Source organism: Marinobacter sp. M-5, assembly GCF_032911545.1.
GTDB lineage: Bacteria > Pseudomonadota > Gammaproteobacteria > Pseudomonadales > Oleiphilaceae > Marinobacter > Marinobacter goseongensis.
The window spans coordinates 1,416,054-1,436,755 of the sequence record NZ_JAWJEK010000001.1 but is presented as its reverse complement, the minus strand read 5'-3'; the positions used below and the strand labels follow the sequence as shown (position 1 = coordinate 1,436,755).

17 protein-coding genes are annotated in these 20,702 nt (G+C 53.2%); 4 read left to right on the top strand and 13 right to left on the bottom strand.

The window, feature by feature from the left end; all coding sequences use genetic code 11:
* Positions 1-9: 9 nt before the first annotated feature.
* On the top strand, positions 10-1,161 hold the full coding sequence (locus R0125_RS06625; protein ID WP_317237968.1) for a glycosyltransferase family 4 protein: 1,152 nt from the start codon (positions 10-12) through the stop codon (positions 1,159-1,161).
* Positions 1,158-2,621: a lipopolysaccharide biosynthesis protein gene (locus R0125_RS06620; RefSeq protein WP_317237600.1), complete on the top strand. Its 1,464-nt coding sequence runs from the start codon at positions 1,158-1,160 to the stop codon at positions 2,619-2,621. The genes R0125_RS06625 and R0125_RS06620 overlap by 4 nt, the downstream gene beginning before the upstream one ends.
* Before the next feature lie 165 nt (positions 2,622-2,786).
* On the opposite strand, the gene R0125_RS06615 is transcribed toward R0125_RS06620, so the two are convergent.
* The 7 genes from R0125_RS06615 to R0125_RS06585 all read right to left on the bottom strand — a co-directional run bounded on the left by R0125_RS06615 (position 2,787) and on the right by R0125_RS06585 (position 11,441).
* Entirely contained in the window at positions 2,787-3,674 is an 888-nt protein-coding gene (locus R0125_RS06615; RefSeq protein WP_317237599.1) for a hypothetical protein, read from the bottom strand.
* Between the two features lie 9 nt (positions 3,675-3,683).
* On the bottom strand, positions 3,684-5,168 hold the full coding sequence (locus R0125_RS06610; RefSeq protein WP_317237598.1) for a hypothetical protein: 1,485 nt from the start codon (positions 5,166-5,168) through the stop codon (positions 3,684-3,686).
* 132 nt (positions 5,169-5,300) lie between these two features.
* Entirely contained in the window at positions 5,301-7,058 is a 1,758-nt protein-coding gene (locus R0125_RS06605; RefSeq protein WP_317237597.1) for an asparagine synthase-related protein, read from the bottom strand.
* Positions 7,059-7,086: 28 nt separating this feature from the next.
* Complete coding sequence (locus R0125_RS06600; RefSeq protein WP_317237596.1) at positions 7,087-8,373, bottom strand: hypothetical protein; 1,287 nt, start codon at positions 8,371-8,373, stop codon at positions 7,087-7,089.
* The gene (locus R0125_RS06595; protein ID WP_317237595.1) at positions 8,373-9,635 is read right to left on the bottom strand and encodes a glycosyltransferase family 4 protein; all 1,263 of its coding nucleotides are present in this window, start codon (positions 9,633-9,635) and stop codon (positions 8,373-8,375) included. The genes R0125_RS06600 and R0125_RS06595 overlap by 1 nt, the downstream gene beginning before the upstream one ends.
* Positions 9,632-10,912: an O-antigen ligase family protein gene (locus tag R0125_RS06590; RefSeq protein WP_317237594.1), complete on the bottom strand. Its 1,281-nt coding sequence runs from the start codon at positions 10,910-10,912 to the stop codon at positions 9,632-9,634. Before R0125_RS06590 ends, R0125_RS06595 begins: the two co-directional genes overlap by 4 nt.
* Positions 10,905-11,441: a hypothetical protein gene (locus tag R0125_RS06585; RefSeq protein ID WP_317237593.1), complete on the bottom strand. Its 537-nt coding sequence runs from the start codon at positions 11,439-11,441 to the stop codon at positions 10,905-10,907. Before R0125_RS06585 ends, R0125_RS06590 begins: the two co-directional genes overlap by 8 nt.
* Before the next feature lie 216 nt (positions 11,442-11,657).
* Between R0125_RS06585 and R0125_RS06580 the strand changes: the two genes are divergently transcribed.
* On the top strand, positions 11,658-12,833 hold the full coding sequence (locus R0125_RS06580) for an ATP-grasp domain-containing protein (RefSeq protein ID WP_317237592.1): 1,176 nt from the start codon (positions 11,658-11,660) through the stop codon (positions 12,831-12,833).
* 7 nt (positions 12,834-12,840) lie between these two features.
* Positions 12,841-14,010, top strand: a complete 1,170-nt coding sequence (locus R0125_RS06575; RefSeq protein WP_317237591.1) for a hypothetical protein — start codon at positions 12,841-12,843, stop codon at positions 14,008-14,010.
* Here the strand turns inward: R0125_RS06575 and R0125_RS06570 are convergent.
* From R0125_RS06570 to R0125_RS06545, 6 genes are all read right to left on the bottom strand, one after another.
* Complete coding sequence (locus R0125_RS06570; RefSeq protein ID WP_317237590.1) at positions 13,971-15,011, bottom strand: polysaccharide deacetylase family protein; 1,041 nt, start codon at positions 15,009-15,011, stop codon at positions 13,971-13,973. The genes R0125_RS06575 and R0125_RS06570 overlap by 40 nt on opposite strands.
* A gap of 62 nt (positions 15,012-15,073) precedes the next feature.
* Complete coding sequence (locus tag R0125_RS06565; RefSeq protein WP_317237589.1) at positions 15,074-16,180, bottom strand: glycosyltransferase family 4 protein; 1,107 nt, start codon at positions 16,178-16,180, stop codon at positions 15,074-15,076.
* Between the two features lie 22 nt (positions 16,181-16,202).
* On the bottom strand, positions 16,203-17,180 hold the full coding sequence (locus R0125_RS06560; protein WP_317237588.1) for a GNAT family N-acetyltransferase: 978 nt from the start codon (positions 17,178-17,180) through the stop codon (positions 16,203-16,205).
* Positions 17,180-18,493, bottom strand: a complete 1,314-nt coding sequence (locus R0125_RS06555) for a FemAB family XrtA/PEP-CTERM system-associated protein (protein WP_317237587.1) — start codon at positions 18,491-18,493, stop codon at positions 17,180-17,182. Before R0125_RS06555 ends, R0125_RS06560 begins: the two co-directional genes overlap by 1 nt.
* 21 nt (positions 18,494-18,514) lie before the next feature.
* Entirely contained in the window at positions 18,515-19,384 is an 870-nt protein-coding gene (locus tag R0125_RS06550; RefSeq protein ID WP_317237586.1) for an XrtA system polysaccharide deacetylase, read from the bottom strand.
* A gap of 40 nt (positions 19,385-19,424) precedes the next feature.
* Positions 19,425-20,696 (bottom strand): outer membrane beta-barrel protein, encoded by a 1,272-nt coding sequence (locus tag R0125_RS06545; protein WP_317237585.1) that lies wholly within the window; start codon positions 20,694-20,696, stop codon positions 19,425-19,427.
* Positions 20,697-20,702: the final 6 nt, after the last annotated feature.

Below are 20,702 nucleotides of genomic sequence, written 5' to 3'. Positions count from 1 at the left end.
GTGAGCGGAATGATGGTGTTGTTTCATTGCGAGTCCAACCCCGGTTATGCGGCGTCCAGCCATGAACACACGTTTCTGGAGGTTGCCAAACACTTCACCGGGGATATCCGGAAGATTCACTTCGCCTACGCCAACCTCGATCGAGGCATGACACCCTCATTGCCTGATACCCTGACCAATATCATCCAGCTGCGAACAAGGTGGTCCGAGCCTGACCGACTCAGCTGGGTTGAAGACTACATTCGGGATAACAACATCACGCGGCTTCTCGGGTTTGACCAACCGGTATCCATGCCCGTCTTTCAGGCCCTGCGGGCCGGCGGCATCAAGACCTTCGTGTCTTATTGGGGTGCCCCCATGAGCTCGGTGAACCGTGGTTTGAAACTCTGGCTGAAAAAACTGGAGGTCTCTGCAAGACGCCACGGGCCTGATCACTACGTTTTTCAGTCAGAAGGCATGCGCAATACGGCAGTGAATGGGCGAGGCATCCCCTCTGAGCGGACCTCCATCGTAAAAACCGGCATTGATACGGTCAAATACGCGCCCGAGGATGCCAAACGTTTCTATGCCCACGACTGCTTCGACATACCCCGAAACCGCAAGCTCATTGTATTTTCCGGGCACATGGAACGACGAAAAGGCGTTCATATCATTCTCAAAGCAGCGCACACTCTGGTGCGCGAGTTCGGGTACACAGATGCGCACTTTCTGATACTGGGCAATCGGCCAGGCGAGAAGGAGAACTTTTCCGAGTATCTGCGTGACGACGAGGTCAACCAATACATCACCTTCGGGGGCTATCGACAGGATGTCCCCACCTTGCTGAAAAGCTGTGCGGCAGGAATGATCGCATCGACCGAATGGGATTCATTCCCCATGTCGTCTCTCGAGATGGCGGCTACCGAACTGCCATTATTGGTATCGGACCTGCCAGGACTCAATGAGGCAGTGACAGAGAGCACCGGTAGAACATTCCCGGTCGGCGATCACTGCGCTGCCGCAGTTCAGTTGAAAGCGCTTCTCGACAATCCAGAGCTGATGGCGACTCTGGGGCATAACGCCCGCAAGCGAGTGGTCAGATACTACTCCCGATCCGCCCAGGCATCCGCGCTCGTCAAAGTGTTTGAAGCTCTGGAAGCCAGTGTGGAGTGCTCTTCGTGAGCCAGGCCGAACAGATGGTCAAGCATTCCAGCATATATGCTGTCGGCAACATTTCGCGACAGCTTGTCGGCTTTATCATGCTGCCAATCTACACCCATTATCTGACGCCTGCAGATTACGGCGTGATTGGTCTGTTGGTATTCCTGGTCAGCCTGTTCGAGATCATACTGGGCGGCCACATGTTCCAGGCGGTGCCGAAATTCTACCATCAGGAAGACGATCCCAAACGCAAAAACGCAGTTGTCTCCACAGCCTTTCTGGTTACCACCTGCTTCAGTGGTCTTGCGTGCCTATTGATGGCCAGCTTCTCGGAAGCCTTGTCCATGGCCACCTTCGGAGACGAACAGTATAGTATTTACATCGTCATATTCTCAGCTTTGATCCTGACCCACGCTCTCGAAATCTACTCACTGACCTATCTCAGAATACTGAAAAAACCCTGGACATTTTTCAATTTCAATATGGCCAAGCTCGCCTTACAGCTGGGACTCAACGTCTACACAATTGTCATACTGGGCTGGGGTTTGATGGGACTGGCATTGAGCAGCCTGCTTTCGTCCGTCATCATCTCGTTGATTCTGATCGCCTACACGCTCACTAAAACAGGACTGGCCCTGAGCAAAGACATCGCTATCAGAATTATCAAGTTCAGTTGGCCCTTGTGGATATCGGGTTTGATTGGGCTCTATATCGGATCTTCAAACAGGTATTTCATCAGAATATTCTCATCACTTGATGAGGTGGGTCTTTACGAACTCGCCATTAAGTTCGGTTCCATCGTCATGGTTCTGATCTGGAGCCCATTCTCCCAATACTGGCAAACCGAGCGATTTGCCATAGCAAAACAAGATAACCCCTACCCCGCATACTCTTTGGCATTCAGGATGATTACTGCTTTACTTCTGATCTCAGGAGTTGGCGTAAATCTCTTTTCGAGCAGCATTATCAATGTAATGTCAGCACCCTCGTTCTATCCCGCGGTCAACGCCGTGCCCTTTCTGGTTGTTGCGTGCACCTTTCAGAGCCTTACGATATTCAACAACTTCAGCTTCATGTTCACAAACAGAACTTTTGAGATCACCAAGAACAATATATTCACAGCTGGGGTGATTACAGCGTTCTACTTCGCACTCATCCCGGGCTTTGGTTTCGTGGGCGCTTCTGCGGCTTTTGCCGCTGGCTCTGTTGCACAGTACATCTACGCGCTTTATGCCGCTAACAGGGTCTATCCATTGAAAATCCCTCAGAAGCCTCTGATTCTGGGGCTGTTGATATTGTCTGTGGGAACCATTATTGACTTCACGTTCATTGAGGTTCAGTTCGGTTTTTCCAGCCTTGCGCTGAAACTGGCACTTTCGATAGCCGTTTCGATTCTGATTATTCTGGCGCTGTTTGACCGGGAGGAACTGCTGTCCTCACGGAAATACATAGCTGACATTTTTTCCAGGGTCGCTTCGTGACAGTACGCTTCGACGAATCCGTAAGTCGTGCCCACTACCGAATGGTTAACCCGTCACTGCATGATGACGAATGCCCTAGTGACTGGCAAAATACTCTCCATAGAGACCATGTTCATGCCCCCCGCGTTTGCATACCTATACGGCACATCAGCAATGACTGAGCCACTAGTTCCCGATAATGAAGTCGCTCGGCGGCCTCGGCTTGGAGGAACTGCTGGTCCCGTCAGGCGGAGCGTCGTAGACTTTGAAATCGTCTATGTAAATTCTGGTCGCCTGTGAAAATCCTGAGTTTGACCACCCCAGAATATACCCGCCATTGATTCGTCCTTGATTGTCCGGCTCCCAGAACGGGAAATCGAGCCCATGAAAAAGCTTATCGTTGATCCAGACCTCAGCTCTGCCATCGTTTTTTACGCCATCGGAGCCGGCACTGTAGTGGATCATGACTTTCGTCCATCTGCCCGTCTGAATTGCGTAATCTGATGAGCTGCCAATAAAATTCCGGGTATCGAAGTCATTCACTGGCCAATTATTCGCGCCGCTGGGAGTTTGTGTCGTGGACAAGAATCTTCGCATCAAAGAGCTGCCCCCGCCCTGCACAGCGGACTCCACCGTCAGCATTTGCTTTGGTGCTCCGTTGTAGTTGTACTGAAAGAATTTATTATTGGACGAGCTGGACTGGGAGCGGTGATTGTAGTTGTCGGGATACAGTATCCAGTATTCTACCCAAACGTCTGATACCGCTTTTCCAAATCGAAAACCAAGTTCCCTCCAGGAATCCTCACCGTCAGCATTAGGTCCGAAAACAAACATTGCGGAGTAACTACCGCTGTTACTCGTTGCATTGGATGCGGAAACGTTGGATGCACTCCACCTGAAGCTTGTTCCATCCCGCATTGAATTCTTTGAGAAATCTCCGGATTCAAAACCATCTTCAAACCACGGCGCCCCCTGGGCGATGCTTGCACCAAGCATCGATACAGCAATTAGAAACGATAGTATGTTCTTCATTTTGGTCACCACATTAGTTAAACAGTATGTTGATGAAACCATTCACATAAGTTATCCATTGGCCTCCTTATCCAAAACAAAGTTTGGCTTCAAGGACTGGTTGGCCCAGGGGAAAAGATAATTCTCCCACCGGAAAGTTCGAGATCTGTTTCTCAATCTGGCACTGCGTGCGAAAACATCCAGGACTCTTTGCCTGAACAAACTTCTCCAAGCATCTATAAGGCGCCTCAGGAGATACAATACCTGCAACGTGAAGACGTTGTTGTGATGAACACTCAGAAATCGCTTGTACTCCGCCTTGAGTTGATTTGCCAGTGGCATCAGAAGCAACTCGTCAACCGTTGTTGCGCTTTTGGTTTGTCCGAATAGCTCTCGCGGAATACCCGCTTCTTCTGCAATTCGCCGCGGCACTGGCCGGTCATAGTCCCCTCCCACAGACCAGGGCTGCATGGCGACATCTTCACTGAGTCGCTTGATATCCCCGATGTGACGTATTCCCCAGAAGGGGACCGGACAGTGGATAACGCCTTTCACCAGACGGTGTTCGCAGAAACCCAACCCCGTGGAGTCCTTTCGCTTCAGATAATCCTCTGGCACCTTACCCCCGCTCCTCGACCACACCATGTCACCGTTAAATCCGGTGAACATGACCGACGGGCCCGCGGGATAATTGAAAATCGAGAAGTTCATGTCCTGCAGGCTTCCATTCGCGGCCCAGTACCAGAGCTCATCGCGAAATTTTTTCCGGCAACTGGTGTATTCTTCGCACTCCAGCCCGATTCGTTCAGCAATCTGTGCCCCTGAATCTTCTCTCGGGATCAGACTTCGGGCCGAGACGATGGTGAATGCTTTTCGCGCACCGGCTTTCCTGGCCAATAGCGATGCGACCGGGCTGTCGTAACCCCTGGATATCGTACTCAGGACATTGATCGGACGGCTGCGGGCGGCATCAGATGCGTTCTGCCCTATCAAGGACGCCGTATCGAGCAAAAAACTGGAATAGCTTTCATAGGTGGGGAAAGCGGCAGTATGTTCCGTTTTTGGTACGACCGTCAGTGTACCGCCGCATAACTCAACATTCTCGAAGTAGTGTATCTGCAGTTGCCCCCTGCTGACGGGGTAGTGTTTCTGGTAGCCCCGCCCTTTCACAATTGTTTCGACAGCTTTCGCATAGCTATTGTCATCACACACCAGATCCACTTCCGCGATACTGAGCAAGCAAGGAAGGGAATTTGATACGGTCACCATGCCATTGTCGTTGTGACACCAGATTCGATCCACGGTAGAGCAAGAGCTGACGAACCGAACAACATCACCAACAATCCGGACACCGCTGCCGTAGAACAGCTCCGAAGCGTCAAACCCTTTTTCCTCAAAAGGCCCGGGCCAGACCCCCTCCACAACAAAATCCGGTCCGAACTCCACCAGCTCTCCGCACCAGACGCTAAGGACATCGGGTTTTTCCGATTCGAATTTGGCAACCCAGGCCAAGGCGGGGAACGCCCGCTCCGAGACGCACTCGATCTCTAGCTTCATTTGGACAAACTTCCTTTGTTGCAGTCCAGTCGATGATTTCAGATTAGCTCAAAAAACCAGCAAATTGAATCTGCGCGGCCTTATCTTCCAGCGAATAAATTGATACCGGCACGGCGCGCCGGCACACCCGGATCAGCGATGGATGAGATAGTCGAGTGTTGTCGCTTTAGAGACCATATCGAAAAAAGGGTACCTGTTTGATTCGTGGTCTATTATTACTGCGTCCACAAGCTTCTGGTGATCCCAGAGTGTGCCAGACAGCAAGGGCCCCAGACTCTCTACCCAGCCTTCATTAACGATTTCCCGGAAATTGTTCCAGCCAAAGCTTCGGTCACCATACCTCGAAAATCTCCGGTAAAGGGTTGCCATAGCGGGTGAACTCTCAACAAGCTTCCGAGTCGCTCGGGATACTTCCTGAACCAGGAGGGGTCTTTGGGCATTCGCTAATGTCGCCGCCATAGGGAAATCAAGAAGCTTCGGGTTCAGCTTCTTGATGATTTCCTTGTTGATCTTGTTATGCGCACGCCGAGAAAAAGGCATTGTGGGCGCTGCCGCCAACAGCTCCCGGTTCGTAAAAATATTGCGGAACCGGTTCCCTTGAGCGGCATTGGTCAACTGCCGGTTTATGTACTGCCCTCCACGATGCTCGGTGTAGAACCTTTCGAACATGGCCTGGGCATCCTCCATGCCTTGCTTCTCGTAGGAATGGAACAGAGCTTCCAGGCGCTGATTCGACTGCTCAACCAGGTCTCTGGATCGGAGGTCGTCAGCTAACTGACCCTCGACGAACCAGAAAACCCGGTAATTCGACATACGCAGGTATTTAAGAACCGTTTTCTGATCATGCAAATGAAGGGCGTTATCGAGGAACGCACCCGCTCCGACCATATGCATCAGTAAAGACACATGCTTCTTCTTGCCGGGGAGCATGTTAAGGGTTCCATAGTGCCCACCGAGAACCTCGCCAAAAGTGCCTGCGGTCATCAGCAGCCCGTGCTGCGCTGCGTGAGAACCGGCCGCATGCCAGTGGGTAAACATGGCGGATTCGTTGTTGCGCAAATAATCGGAAAACAGTGCCGCATTAAAGTCGGCAGGGTCAAAACCATGCTCCACAACCGGAAGACCACAGGCCGATGCTAAGTCCCTGACAATGGCGATCTCACGGCTTTGGAGATTGCCATGGGTGTAAAGCAATGGTTTCTTGTGTTCAAGAACTGCCAACAGCAGCCGGGAGTCCCACCCGCCTGACATCATGATCTGTGTGTTCCCGAAGCCCTCGGCCTCATCACGGAAAATATCAATCAGGTCATCAGTGTTTGCAGGGCCAGAGTCGCGCCAGAAGTTCTTCAACGGAAACCGGGATATCACAGGTGCGCTGTTTTCATAACTCAGTTTCAGGCCATGGTTGGCCTCGAGGCGGGAGACGCCGTCAAAAAGGGAGTAGGCACCGAATACGTATCCAAGACTCAGGAACTGGTAAAACGATGCCCAATCGACGTTGTGGCCCGAAAAACTCCGCAAAGAGTCTGAAATGAGCGGCTCCCCTGCTTTGGGGGAATTGTTCACATATACCGGGAAAGTCCCATAGCCATCATTGAAAATGTGAATGCGGTCATCCGCTGGGTTGGCCGCGATCAGAATGCCGCGGAACCCCCACAACTCGGTCAGATGACCCGAGTCAAGCAAATCCAGCACGCGCTTGAAGTCCGGTTCGGCATTTGCTTCCCCGTACCAGATGAACGTCCAGGCCCCCAGTTCTGTACGCGTCGCCACGCTGTCGTCAAAGCGAATCGTCCAGTGCGCACCCACATTGAACCCTGCGCTTACGGAGCTTCGCGTCTTCGTCTGTGTTGCAGTGCCGGCGTCCACTTCAATGGAAAATACAGCCATAACCCATTCCTTGTTATCTGGCTATAATCTATAGGCTCGTTTCAAAGTACTGCTTCTTCTTCATTTCATTGACGAAACGATCGATATAAAGCGTTGAGAAATCAATATCGTCGCCGAAATACCTCTGTAACTGCAGCTCAATATCCTTTTGATATTGCTGGTTCGTCTTGCCCTCGATGAAGATTTTTACCTTGCCTTGCGTGTGCTGAACCGCCTTGTAGTTGAGCAGTATGTTTTTCTCGAGGGCAAGGTTCTTGAACACATAATAGAACGTCAGCGCCGGATAGGTCTGTTGGTCGCCGACGACATTGGCACCTTTTCGGCCCAGAATGTTTTTCAGGACGGGATGATTACGGCCGCAGGGACAGGTCTCGTCGCTCAATGTCACCATGTCTCCCAACCGGTATCGGATGACGGGAAACGAATAGGACAAGAGGTTGGTCACCAGAAGCTCGCCATCATTGCTCTGCTCGAGAAGCACGTTCTCAATATTCACATGAATGCCCCCATAGGGGCATTCGAACGCAATCAGACCGGCCTCGGCTGCGCCATATTCACTGGTGATGTTTTTGCCGAACGCTGCTCTTGATTCAGGATGATAAGCATCCAGAATCATTTCCGATGTGCCCTTCACCATCTTGAGAGGCAGCGGGCCCAGTTCGAGCTCGTTAACGCATTTGGCCACCTCGTAAATCATGCTGGAGTAGCCAGAAATGAAGCTCGAGCTCTGCAGCCTGTGGCAGAACCTCCGTATTTCCGATTCGGAATACCTGAACAACCGGAACCGGTTTTGAATCCCGTCAAGAAGAGCAACTTTTTTCGCCTGTGAGGCGCCAATATTGTACCCCCACAAGTAACCGTTCTTGTCCCACGGCTTTACATCGTACCAATCGTAGGAGCGCATCAACGCCGCACGAATTGCCGAATCCCATCGTTCATTCCGGTAAAAAGCCAGAGCTTCTCCGGACGTTCCCGAGGTCTCAGCCAGACGGAGCTTCTCATTGAGCCCGCTGGTATGAATGGCTGAATTTTCCCGGATCAGGGTCGCCTTATCCATTTCTGGCAATACGCTGAGATCTGCTGCTCTCGAAAACCGGGATGGATCAAAGCCGGTCGCCCGAAAAACCTGCTGATAATAGGGCGAGTGCTCACCACAAAATCTCAGGAATTTCTCAGCACTAGCAAGCTGAATTGTCTCTAGTTCAGCCCTGGAGAGCCATTCCGTTGATTTCAGATAGTCGTACTGTTGGAATAACGTTGGATTGCGGACCTTCGCTCCCGCCTCAAACACGCGCCGAGCAAGCATTGAATTCATCAGGCACTCCTTTGCCGGTATACGGGCTCCATGACCAGTTCGTCCAACGCCTCTGCGTAGTGTCTTCCGATTCCGGTGTAACTGTAACGGTGTCTGATCAACTCGGGGCCCGCTTTACGCAGAGCGGCTTCTCGCGCCGGGTTATCAAGCAGCTCCAGCATGGCGTCTACGTAGTTTTCGGGCGTTTGCGCATAAATCACGTCCACACCATCCCGGACAGCAATTCCCTTGCAAGCAAACGGATCAGCGAGGATGCAGCATCCGCTTGCCAAAGCATCCAGAATCTTGAGTTTTGTACCGCCTCCGGTACGGATCGGGCACAGATAGAATCGGGCGCGCCATAGATAAGGCCGCACATCATCAACAAAGCCGTGCACGCGAAACTGCTCATCCGTTTCGGCCAGCTTCAGCATTGCTGGCGTCGGTCCACGCCCGATGATATCGACGCTTGTATCGGGAATACGCACTTTTATCAGGGGCCAGATGTCGTGGATAAAATACTCGACTGCCTCACGGTTCGGGTACCAGGAGAGGCCCCCGACAATCACAATGCTGTTCTCCGCCACCGCAACGGACCGATCAGGATAGAAATAGTTGATATCAACGCCATTGGGGACCGACAGAAAATTACCACCGCCAATCGCAGATTTCATCGCCTCGGCATCGTCATCAGAGCAGGTCAGATTCAACCGCGACCGATGGCAAAATCGACTTTCACTTCTCAGCAGTCGCGATGCCTCGTATCTGTAATAAAGGCGTTTTAACGGGCTAGACTCAGTGTCTGCGCGCGACGTCAGCATTGCCGACTCAAAATTGTGATGGTTCAGAACAACGGGCAACCCTTCAAACAGATCGAAATATACACAAAGACTTATAGTATCGATGTGAACAACATCGAAGCTACCTCCCGAAACCAGATCACTGATGAGCTCTCGGGCTTTTGTCGATTTCAGCCACTCCATGTTGTAGGCCCGCCCGCTCAGTAACGCCCTCAACGCTGTCTGGTAGCGCCCCATTGGCAAGCTGTCCTCTGGAATATCGAGGACATGCATTGACGCCACGCTTTTCAGCAATTCCTGTTTCGCAACACGGAGTGGATCGTCATGATCTGGGAGACTTGCTGCCAGAAAGCCTCTCTGATTAAAGGCCACCAGGGTTACGTCATGGTATCGGCCCAACTCCTTGACCATGTTGAATGTGCGTTGTAACACTCCACCTTTAGGGGGATAAGGGATGAGGTGAGACAGCCAGAGTACCTTCATGATCGTCCTTGTCTTCGCTTGTGACTGGCCCGGAAACTGTTGGTAAGGGCCACGATCAGCGCGAGATGTATCCATAGAAACGGGTAATAGGCAACCGTGACGAACTGACCTGCCACCACAAATCCGAGCAGTGATAAGTTCGCACAGCGGCCAATAAGCACCTGCCTGTCATCGCAGCCCTCAGCTTTGAAACGCCTCCCCAATCTGAATGCGACCAGCAGAAAGCCGGAGAACACTGCCAGTCCGAGTAAACCGGTGTCTGTGCCAATCTGTATAAAAATATTGTGGGGGAGCTCAGCCTTCCCCAGCAATACATCCTCCGGGTAGTAGCGCTCAAAGTAAGGCGCAAAATTGAAATATCCGACTCCCAGGACCGGGTTGTCCTGAATCATTTCCACACCGTTTTCCCAATACAACAAACGCTGCCTGGAGGTGCCATCCTGCCCCATGGTTTCAAACCGTTGCTTTTGCTCGTCAGGGAGAAAGCTCCAGATAAGAGCGATAGCCAGCCCAATTGAAATCAGGATTTTTGGTTTGAAGACATACCGGTAGTTCATCACCAACAACTGGCATACCAGCGCTAGCTGGCCTCCGCGTGAACTTGCCCCGAGTATCACCATAATTGCGGTAATCGGCATGAGTAACAGCGCCAGATACCACCATTTGCTAATGTAAGGTCGGACTGAATGAGCGAAGGCCCAGGCAATAGGCCAGAACACCAGCATCTGTATTGCGAGCTCCCCGGAGTTCTGGAAGAACCCCGGTGGCCCCATGAGCCCCCAGTCTGTAAACGCAAATCCCCTTTGTGCCCACGTCATCGCCAGCGACAAAGAGAGCTTGAAAGAGGCCAGCATGAATATACAGATGAAAATGAAAAATCTTCGCCGGGTATTTACGATATTTACGATAATAAAATAGATTATCACCCATAAATAATATCGGTCGAGATTTTCGAATGAGACATGGGGGAAATAAGCAAAATAACTCGAGATCAATATCAGGATAAGAAATAAAATCAAAAGAACATTAATGGGCGAAGATACCCATCGCACGGTTTTATCGGTAAAGCAGCCAAGGATTGCCCCGATAACGACCCATTGCGTCCATGGCAGGACATCGATTACCGGGTAGATCGACTGAGGGCGAACGTATTCCAGGAACAAGTACCCACACACCATCCAGAAAGCAAAACTTTCTCTTCTGAAATGGCGCCACACTGGACCGACCTTCAGAGAATAAAACTCCTCGTCTGTGATCTCTTTCCGCTTTCTAACCACAGATCCCCCGCACCGCTTCCATCACCCTCTGCTCACAACGCTCAAAAAATTCGTCGCAACAATTATAGGGATCATGAATGTAGGGGTTCGGATTCGGACAGTAATTACCCGCAAGAACAACGGGAAACCTGGCACCTGATTTTTCGCGGAAAAGAGCCAGATGAGACGGTTCCATGACAACAATGAAATCCGAGTCTCTGAATTGGAAATCCTGGATGTTGATCGTCTGGTGTTTGGCAAGAGACAGGCCTTGCGAACGGGCAAAATCCATTGCTCTGGGATCTGCGGGAAAGCCGTCACCGCATCCGAAACCGCATGATGCCGTTTCCCAGCCAAGACTTCGACCATAGACCTCCGCGAGAGGGCTGCGGCAGATGTTACCGTTGCAAATAAAAACGAGCCTGCGTTGTCGTTCAGGACGCTCCAGCGTAAACCGGCGATAGATACCAATTCGTGCCAACAACCAATAACCCAAATAACGAACGAATCCGTTTCGCGAGCCAAACCGCTCATAAACCAACCGGTTCAACGTCAAATCTCCCTTTGGTAGACAACTCATCCTGACTGCAGGCACGCGCATTTGCCCGATATTCAGTACTGAATCCCCGAGCTCCCCCGGAGTGGCCGTAAACACGTGTATTTTCCACGCTGTGATTTTAGTTCACTTTCATAGAATTTACTCTGCTTATACCGGATAATTGCGCCGTGCTCATCAAAAATGCGACAAATCAGGACGTTGCTATCAATGGATCACCGAATTCTGATACTTGACGGGAATCAACGGGCCGCTCTGGCCTCGGTCAGATCGCTTGGCTCAAAAGGACTCTGGGTAGCGGTTGGTGAGACATCCACTCCATCTCTTGCGGGTGTCTCACGATTCTGCAGCAAGCAACTGCGTTACGCCGACCCCTTTACCTCTCCCCGAGAGTTTTTCGAGAATGTCCTGCTTCAGATTCGCGAACTAGGAATCACTTTTTTGCTCCCGGTCACCGAAGCGACCACCTACGTCATTCTCCGGTACCGATCAGAACTACCAGACTCTGTCGTGCTCCCGTTCCCGGTTTCCGAGGCGGTTGAAAAGGTCGCTAACAAGAACGCCCTGTTCGGGCTCGCCCGCTCGCAGAACATTCCGATTCCTGAGACCGTGGCCTGTAATAGCGTAGACGACGGTTTGAGCGTCTTGGAGACCATTGACAACTTCCCCGTGGTGCTCAAACCATTCAAGTCAAGAATTCTCCGGGATGACGCCATAATCTCCTCTCAGGTAATCGTGGCGCACTCAAAAGAAGAGGCCCAAGCAGCGCTTCAGTCCCATTCTTTCTTCCGATTTCCGTTTACGATCCAATCTTTTGTAGAGGGATTCGGCCAGGGCGTCTTCGCTCTGTTCGACCACGGACAGCCTCGCTGTTATTTTGCACACCGAAGGCTGCGTGAAAAACCTCCTGGCGGCGGCGTCAGCGTCCTCAGCGAGTCATCTCAGGTTAACGAAACATTAAAGGCTTCCGCTGAAAAACTCCTTCATACTGTGGGCTGGCATGGTGTGGCGATGGTTGAATTCCGTGTGGCACAGGACGGCACGGGCTATTTGATGGAGATTAACCCCAGGTTTTGGGGGTCGTTGCAGTTAGCGATTGATTCCGGTGTCGACTTCCCCTGGCTCCTCTACCTGGTCAGTGTCGGCGAGCGACTGCCGGAAGTAAAATCGCACTACGGACAGCTTCGCTGGTTACTGGGAGACCTTGATCGTTTGTATCTGGTTATGAAGGCGCCGGGTACCGTCTATTCGGCAGCTGCGAAAATTCTCGAGATTCTGCGTTTTCTGAAGCCGGGGTTGCGGACAAGACATGAGGTGAATCGGCTTAACGACCTACGTCCGTTCTGGTTCGAGTTGAAGCACTACCTTCTTGCTCTCAGGAAGTGATAATTTAATGCAACAGCCCTATGTTATTGTGCTTGCAAGCGGTCTTAATGGCCTCGGGGCCGTTCGATCTGCGGCTCATGCCGAACTGCGGACCTACACCCTGTTAACCGGTCAAACAGATCTGAGCGCATACAGCCGCTTCAGTCAATATCGTTTTCTTCTCCCAAGCTCCCCCTCTCTGGATGACGTCCGACTGATCCTGGATAATCTTTATACAACAGAATCCGGCTCCGGGGTGTTGATCGCATGCTCCGACTACGCGGCGGAAATACTGGGAAAGCTGAAAAACGAGGGTTACAGCAAGCACCATTTGATGGTGCCCGGAGGAGAAACAACCGACATCCTCAATGATAAAAAGCTTGAATGTGAATTCATGGCAGGAGGTGCTATCCCTCTGCCAAGAACCTACTTCGATCTGGCGGATTGCTTACCTGAAACCTTCCCTCTGATTATCAAACCGCGAACCTTCCGGGAATACCAGTTGCTCGGCGCAAAAAATGAAATCGTTCATTCCCGCGCGGAGTTCGAAGTTTTTCAGAAACGCTTTAGCGGCCATTTGAATCGTTTTATTGCCCAGCAGGTTATTCCGGGCAACGATGACAACCTCTGGGTCTGCAACGTCACGTTCGATCAGAACCATCTAATGACGGCATGCTTCGTATTCAAACGATTGGGAACCATGCCCTCTCATTACGGCGTCACCTCGCTCGCCATGAGCCTTGAAAATCAGCAGTTACGCGCGATCTGCGAGAAAATCGGCGGAATCCTCAAATACACGGGGCCGGCCATGATTGAGTTCAAGCGGGATCCGACAACCAACCGTTATTATTACATCGAAACCAATCCCCGCCTTGGCATGTGCAACTGGTTCGATACGCGGTGTGGGGTCAACAACCTGCTGGCCTCTACCCACGCTGCATATGGCAACAACATTCAGGTCGGTCCGCAGAAGAACAATCACGTCTACTGGAACTTTTTCGGGGATCTGATCGCGCGATTGGAGAACCGCGAACGGCTGCTGCATATTCTTCAACTCTATTTCGGTCTGCTCAAACATCGAAGAGTTGGCGCGCTGTTTTACTGGAGGGACCCGCGTCCGGCGCTCCATTACTCCCTCGCTTCAATGAAAGAGATTCTTTACCGGGTCAGTAAAAAGTTAGCCGGTAACTCCGGCTGACGGAGCACCCTTCGGTTCAACGCCTCAAACCGATTCACGATCTGTAGGAATTCCGACAGCCTCTCAGGCAGAGAGAATCTGGACAATTCATAGGGGTTCTGCCCCTGCCTCACGTAATTCGGCACGGTATTGAACGCCATCCTGAAACCCGACTTCTTGAGCTCTGCCACGTCGTTCTTGTCGTAGTCCGAACGCCTTCCCGTGGGGTAGGCAAACACGTCCGGCCGGTATGCCAGTTCGGTTTCCACTCGCTCAAGGGACTGGTTGATCTCGGCTTGTTTTTCCGCCAGCGACAGCGTTGAAAGAATCCTGTGAGAACAGGTATGAGGATAGACCCCATGGCCCCGCGCCCTCAGTGACCGGGCGTCATCCCAGGACATGGGTTGATACTCCGGCGGAATGTCAGTCGGGAAAGCAACATCAAGCACGGGGTAGAGCTGGTTTCTGAGCCAGTCATACAGGTGTTCCTGGTCCTCACGCTTCAGTTGGTTCCTGAGCTCTCGCGCCGCTTGCCTCTGGGTTTTGTTCTCCAGATCAATGGGCTGTATCTGCCCGGATGGCAGGACTATGTCGGCGGATACTTTCGAAGTGTGAGCGATGACATAGTTGATCTGATCATCCCAGGGCCACAGCTTACTATCCAATAAATCGGTGATCACAAAGAAATTCAGCGGAAATCCGAATTCGTCAAAAATCTTTCCGGCCAGGTCGTGATGATCCCGGAATCCGTCATCAATGGTGAACATGACGGATTTATCGGGAATGCACTGATTCTGTTCAACGACCGCCAAAAGCTCAGTCATGGTCAGTACATGGTATTGGCGGTCACTCAGGTAGGTCAGATAACGGCGAAGTGTGTCCGCAGGCATGGCTCCGGCAAGCGCCGTTGGCCCTTCCGTTATCCTGTGGAGCATGAACACGGGCATTCGATTGGGGCAAAGCAGGCGGTAGATACCCGTCTCCCCGATCAGATTCGCAAGCCTTACGATGAACGACTTCAACGCAATCCCCCTTCCCTGTTTGCCACAACCTGACGATTGCTGTCCGCCTCCCGCCCGAAATCCTAATGGCCGGTGTATCTCTTGTAGAGTTTTTGATAGCCACTCAGCATGCTGTGCAGGCTGAACCGCGTTTGGGCAATGGCCCGGGCTACCTCGGTGACCCGGCTCCGCTCTGCAGGATCCATCAACTTTTCAATCGCGCTGGCAATCGCCGCTGAATCTTTCACCGGTATGAGAAACCCGGACTGGTTGTCCTCAAGGATTTCCTCAGGCCCTCCGCTGCGCGTTGCGATAACCGGCACGCCGGCCATCATGGCTTCCACTGTGGCTATCGAAAAACCTTCCGATACAGAGGGCAGAAGAAAAACATCCGCTTGTCTGAGTATATCTGCGACATCCTCTCTGAAGCCCAGCCAATGGATATTGGGTTGCCGCGGTGCCCGATCAATCTGTGCTTCCAGTTCATCAAACAATGCCTTTCGCTGGTGGCCAACCACGATGAAGTGGATGTCGGGCGCGTGCTCTGCAAGCCTGACTGCCGCATCGACCAGATACTGATACCCCTTTGCCGGGCGGATATTGCCAATGGAAACAACCAGCGTCGCCTGCTCAGACAGCCCCAACTCAGCTTTGAGAGCACCGGCACAGGGCGACAAAAACGGCTCCGGATCAACCCCATTGTAGATCAGTTCAAGCTTATGTGTCGGCAAACTACTGCGTTCCGCAAGTTCTCGCTGCAGTCGCCGTGATACACAGACAATCGCGGACGCTCCCCAGCCGATGATGGCAAATTTTGCCTTCAGGAATCGCTCCCGGGCAGCCACATCGACGGCGCCGTGGAAGGTCGCAATCATCGGTTTTCTGCAGATCAACGCCAGCAGGGCTCCATACACATTGGAGCCCAGAAGGTGGGCATGAATCAGAGAGACATCGTGGGCCCTGACGAGATCACGCATTGCCCTGATGTACGCGAGGTTAAAACTCCCTTTTGAATCGATAATGTGCGGCGTAATACCCAGGCTGCGAACTCTGTCAGCCACCCAGCCCTCACCACGCAGGACCACCAGGTTGCGGAAGTCACTCTTCTGCAATTCGCTTAACAGGCCGGTAAACACGGTTTCCGCCCCGCCCGGGCCGGTGGTGTCGATCAGGTGGAGTACGGTTTTCATCTTGGTCCCTGACATGGTGGATCTACCCTCTCATCCAGTAAAGGGCGCGGAACAACAGACTTTTTACCAACATCACCGAGATAAACTGGTAGTTCTCGGTGGCGAAACGTGACTTGTAATCTTCGTTTTTGCCTTCGCCCGCCAGAAAATCGAATTTAACCGTATCAGCGCGTTGGAAGGCCTCCTCAATGGCGTAGCCTAAATGAAGGGATCCGAGCGAGAGTTTCTTATGAAAATTCTCTTCAAAACCCGCCTGGATGTTGTACACCACGCCCTCATACCTCACGTTGTACAGCACCGACACAATCTGCCCATCACAGGTCAGTAATGACAGCATGGGCTGCCCGCCCTCACCCATGACCCGGGCCAGAAACTTCATGTGGAACTCGCGACTGCGGGCTGTCACACAATCTTTTTTCCAACGCGCACGATGGAACAGGTTCAGTGCATCGAAAAATGCCTCTGCACGATCTGGCCAGGCGTTATCAAGGCGAATCTCTCCCCGGGTTTCCAGCAACTTTCGACGATTGTAGAGTCGCAGGCGACTGCTGGCTCCCAGTGACCCCAGGTACGCCTCGAAGCGGCCATCGGTAGCGACCGCATAGCCTTCATCCGCGGCATTTATACGAAATGCCCACTTGTGGGTGGCCGCGATGGTTACAAGTGCTGACAGCTCTTCGGACCCACTGAGCAGATCACTGAACACCACCTCGCTCCACGGATTCTGTTCCAGAACAGCAACCATTTCGGACAGCAGGTCCTTACCACTGACCTCCGCCGGGCAGAACCGGTTGTATTCGGTTCTTGGCGTGCGCAAACTCCGATAGCTGGTGCCCACGAACTGCATTGAGCGGACCGGAAGAACGCCCTTCAGGCGGTAACGGGACTCGTACAGCCCGGAGGTTTGGCCATCCCATGGGCGTATCAGGCGTAGCCCCGGCTCATGGCCCCAGGTTTCCCACCACGCGCTCTGCCACGCCCTGGATTGGAAAACACTCATCAAGGCAAAACCCTGACAATACGGGGACCAACGCGATTCGCAAGCCAGACCGGCAAGCGCTTCCATGCAGCGATCAGCAACCGGAATTTGGGATTGCCGGGGTTGAGCGCCGGAAGTGTCTCCCCCGTCGGCAGGATGTACTCCCAATACAGTCTCTGCGGCTGAGCTCCCCACTGTTGCTTGAAGCGATAGGTGCCTGCGTCCTCACTGCAGCGGCCAAAATCGAAGATCTCATAACCTTTGTCCATGGCGAACTGAAGGATCCGCCAGTACAGGATCATATTCACCGCGGTATGGCTGTGAGACCGAAGCGTCGATGCCCAGGGAATCTCCATACGGTTGCGGTAACCGGTGAGAAATGCACACCCGACGGCCTGACCGTTCACCCGCGCAATAACCAGCCAGGCCTGGCCGCCCAACGCGCGAAGCAGATTCCGGAAAAACACCCGGCCATAGACCGGGGTTCCCAGGTCCCGCATGGTGATCGAAAACACCCGGTAAAACTCATCTAGAAGCTCTTCGCCACCAACGACTAACTCGGTCAGCTCCCGCTCACCACGGCGTATCTGTGCACGGAGCTTGGGCGGAAAGCTATGCCAGAGGTCATTCGGGTCATTGGGTAATGGCAGCCAGAATGTGACCTTATCTGTTCGCTGAGGCCGGCCGGACCCAGTATCCTGGCTGAATCGCAGCTCAACATGCCCGGCGCCCAGCTCTTTGCGCCGCGTCGCGGCGATCTCAATCAGCCGATCCGCCACCTCCGCATGATCGGCCAACACGCCGCCGTAGTTGAAATACGGCAGGGAAACCAGGAAGTTGCCGAAAAGCCGGCTCCGCAACTGCACGAGTGGCAATACCCCGACGATCCGGCCGGCGGCGTCTGATGCGCAAAGGTAGCTCGTTTTGTGGCCGAATGTTTCCTGAATACACGTGGTGACGCCCGGGCGGTGCCAGATCGACCCGGCAGGGTGGTCTGCAATATAGCGGTCGGCGAGGTGAAGACGGTCAGGGCCACACTCCGAGACCGTGAAAGGCTCACTCAAGGGCCTCTCAGCAATAATGCCGGGCATTGCCGGGGGCTGGGGTGTCCATCCTGGCCGGGGCATTTCGTTGTTCTGCTGACTCTTGATGCGCTTCTGAATCCGCTTGATCTCTTTGGCCACCCGCTGCATTTCAGAAATCAGGTCGTCCGGGCGCGTGTCCTGTTGTCGCGCCTCATCGATCTGACGGCCCAGCCGGCCTTTCAGTGCCTTGAGCTCACTGAGCCGCGCTTTGACGCCGTCCAGACTGGCAGCAGGTACATCCGTTTCCATTTCCCTTTCCTTAACTGGTCCTCAGACCGCTACTGCATCGGTTGAAATGGCAGTTCCGGCCAGCACGTCTGAAACCGACCCGAACCGGAAGTCTCCCAGCAGGCGTTCAAGGCGCCCCATGCACTTATCGAGGTTGTTGTAGTGCCGGAATCGCGAGAAAGCCTTCACTTTCAGCCGCGGCTGCTCTGTATCGATTTCCCAGGGATGAAGGTAAAAAATGAACGGTTGCCCTGCCTTGTTGATCTTTCCCAGCCCCCAACGACTGATTCCATAGGGGAATAGCCGGAAATAGCCGCCACCGGCAATGGGAAGCCGGTATTGCCCGATGGGACATGTAGACAACGGAAATTCGGTGAGGGTACCGCCGTTAGGTGTCTGCAGGAGATAAGGCTCGTGAGGCGTACCCGGCATACCGTAACGATCGTGATGCACCGGAAAGATTGAGGAATCCCAGGTGAACCCCTCCTCACAAAGAATATCGAGCGCCCATCGCGATTTTGACGTGATCGAGTAACTGGCTGCGCGGTAACCCGTCACCGCATTCCCGGTGATGTCTTCGAGCACCGTCTTCGATTTTCGCGTCTCTTCGCGAAACACCTCAGGCGTCTGGGTGTAGATCAGCTGATGACTGTATCCGTGGCTGGCAATCTCATGCCCGGCGTCGCGAATACGGCGAATCAGTGCCGGCGACCGCGCGGCAACCCAGCCCAGGGTAAAAAATGTGGCTTTGGTCTGGTGCTCGTCAAACAGTGCCAGCAGACGGTCTGTGTTTGCCTCCACGCGATATTCCATCGAAGACCAATCGTCCCGGTCGACGGCCTCGGCCAGGGCGGCAACCTGAAAATAGTCCTCCACATCGATAGTCAATGCATTCTGAATCTTGCGTGTCATGGCGCGGTTCCCTGCCTCGCGGATACGTCGGGTGGCTGGCCTAGCGGAACTGGTAGTTCAGGCCAAACGACACCCAGTTCTCGTCAAATTCCCTGGAGTCTATCTCGCTCTGGCGCTGTTCGTGGCCGATCCTGCCAGCAAAAACGAGTTGCCGGTTTAGCTGGTACTCAATTCCCGCATTCAGCCGAATGACACCGTCCCGGGTGTCATCGTCGGAGTAACTCAAGCTGTCAAAGGCGTACAAAAACGTCGCGGTCATCTGCGAGGTAACCGGACGGCGATAGTCTGCCACAAAGCCTGCGCGATCTTCCTCAAGCCCCACATCAATATAGTCCGAGCGACTGGCATAGGCGCCCAGCGCAAGTGTAGACCCCGCACTGAAGGTTTTCAGCAATTCGCCACGGACAAGCGACACTTCAACAGCACTGGTCTGCTCCAGATTGAATACAAACTCGCCAAAGCGTATGTCGAAGTCCGACGTCACATCCGTGAGCTCCCGGCTCGCCTCCAGCGTCAGCTCGGTGGTCGGGTTTATGGCCCGGACAAGTTCAAAGTTCCCGACAAACCCATCGGTCTCATCCGTTCGGCCATCTGCCACCGTTTCTATCTGACTGAAGCCCACAGCCCCCGCAAAACTGGTCGCCGCCCACGTTTTACTGAACGTGGCGGACAGGGTTTCACGGTCTATCTCGTCATCGGTATCCAATTCTGCCTGGTCAGCGGTAGCGCTCAAACCACCGGTAAAGGAGGGATCAAAAAAATGATTCCAGCTTACGGTACCAATATAACGCTCGCTGTCTGTCTCATCCGGTTCGTCATACTCCGTGTTCTCATATTCCGCCGCGAACACGACCTGGTCCACCGACCCGAGCCTCACGGTCCACTCTGGCCCGGTGCGAAACAGGTTCTTGCTTGTTCGATTGTCCGGATTGTTGCTGACCCGACTGTCCTGAACGACCTCACGCAGGTAGTTCTCAGCTCGCCAGAGCAATCCTCTACCGATTCGGCAGTCACCCAGAAAATCCATATCGCCGTAGGGCTCCGGATCGAAGGTGTCGTCAAGCCAATACACATACGCGATGCGGGCATCCAGGTCAGAATTGCATCGGCCCGGATCCGAGGTGTGCTGGATGCCAACACTGACCTCGGATTCCAGGTCTGATTCCTCCTCAAACGCCGATTTTCGGGCATTGTCGGTAAACCGGGATTCAAAACCCCCGAAAATCTTTACTGGCTTGGCCATAGCGGTCAAAGGAAGCAACACAACCAGACCGGCGCACAGCATCTGTTGCCAGACAACGTCTCGACGCATCCTCGA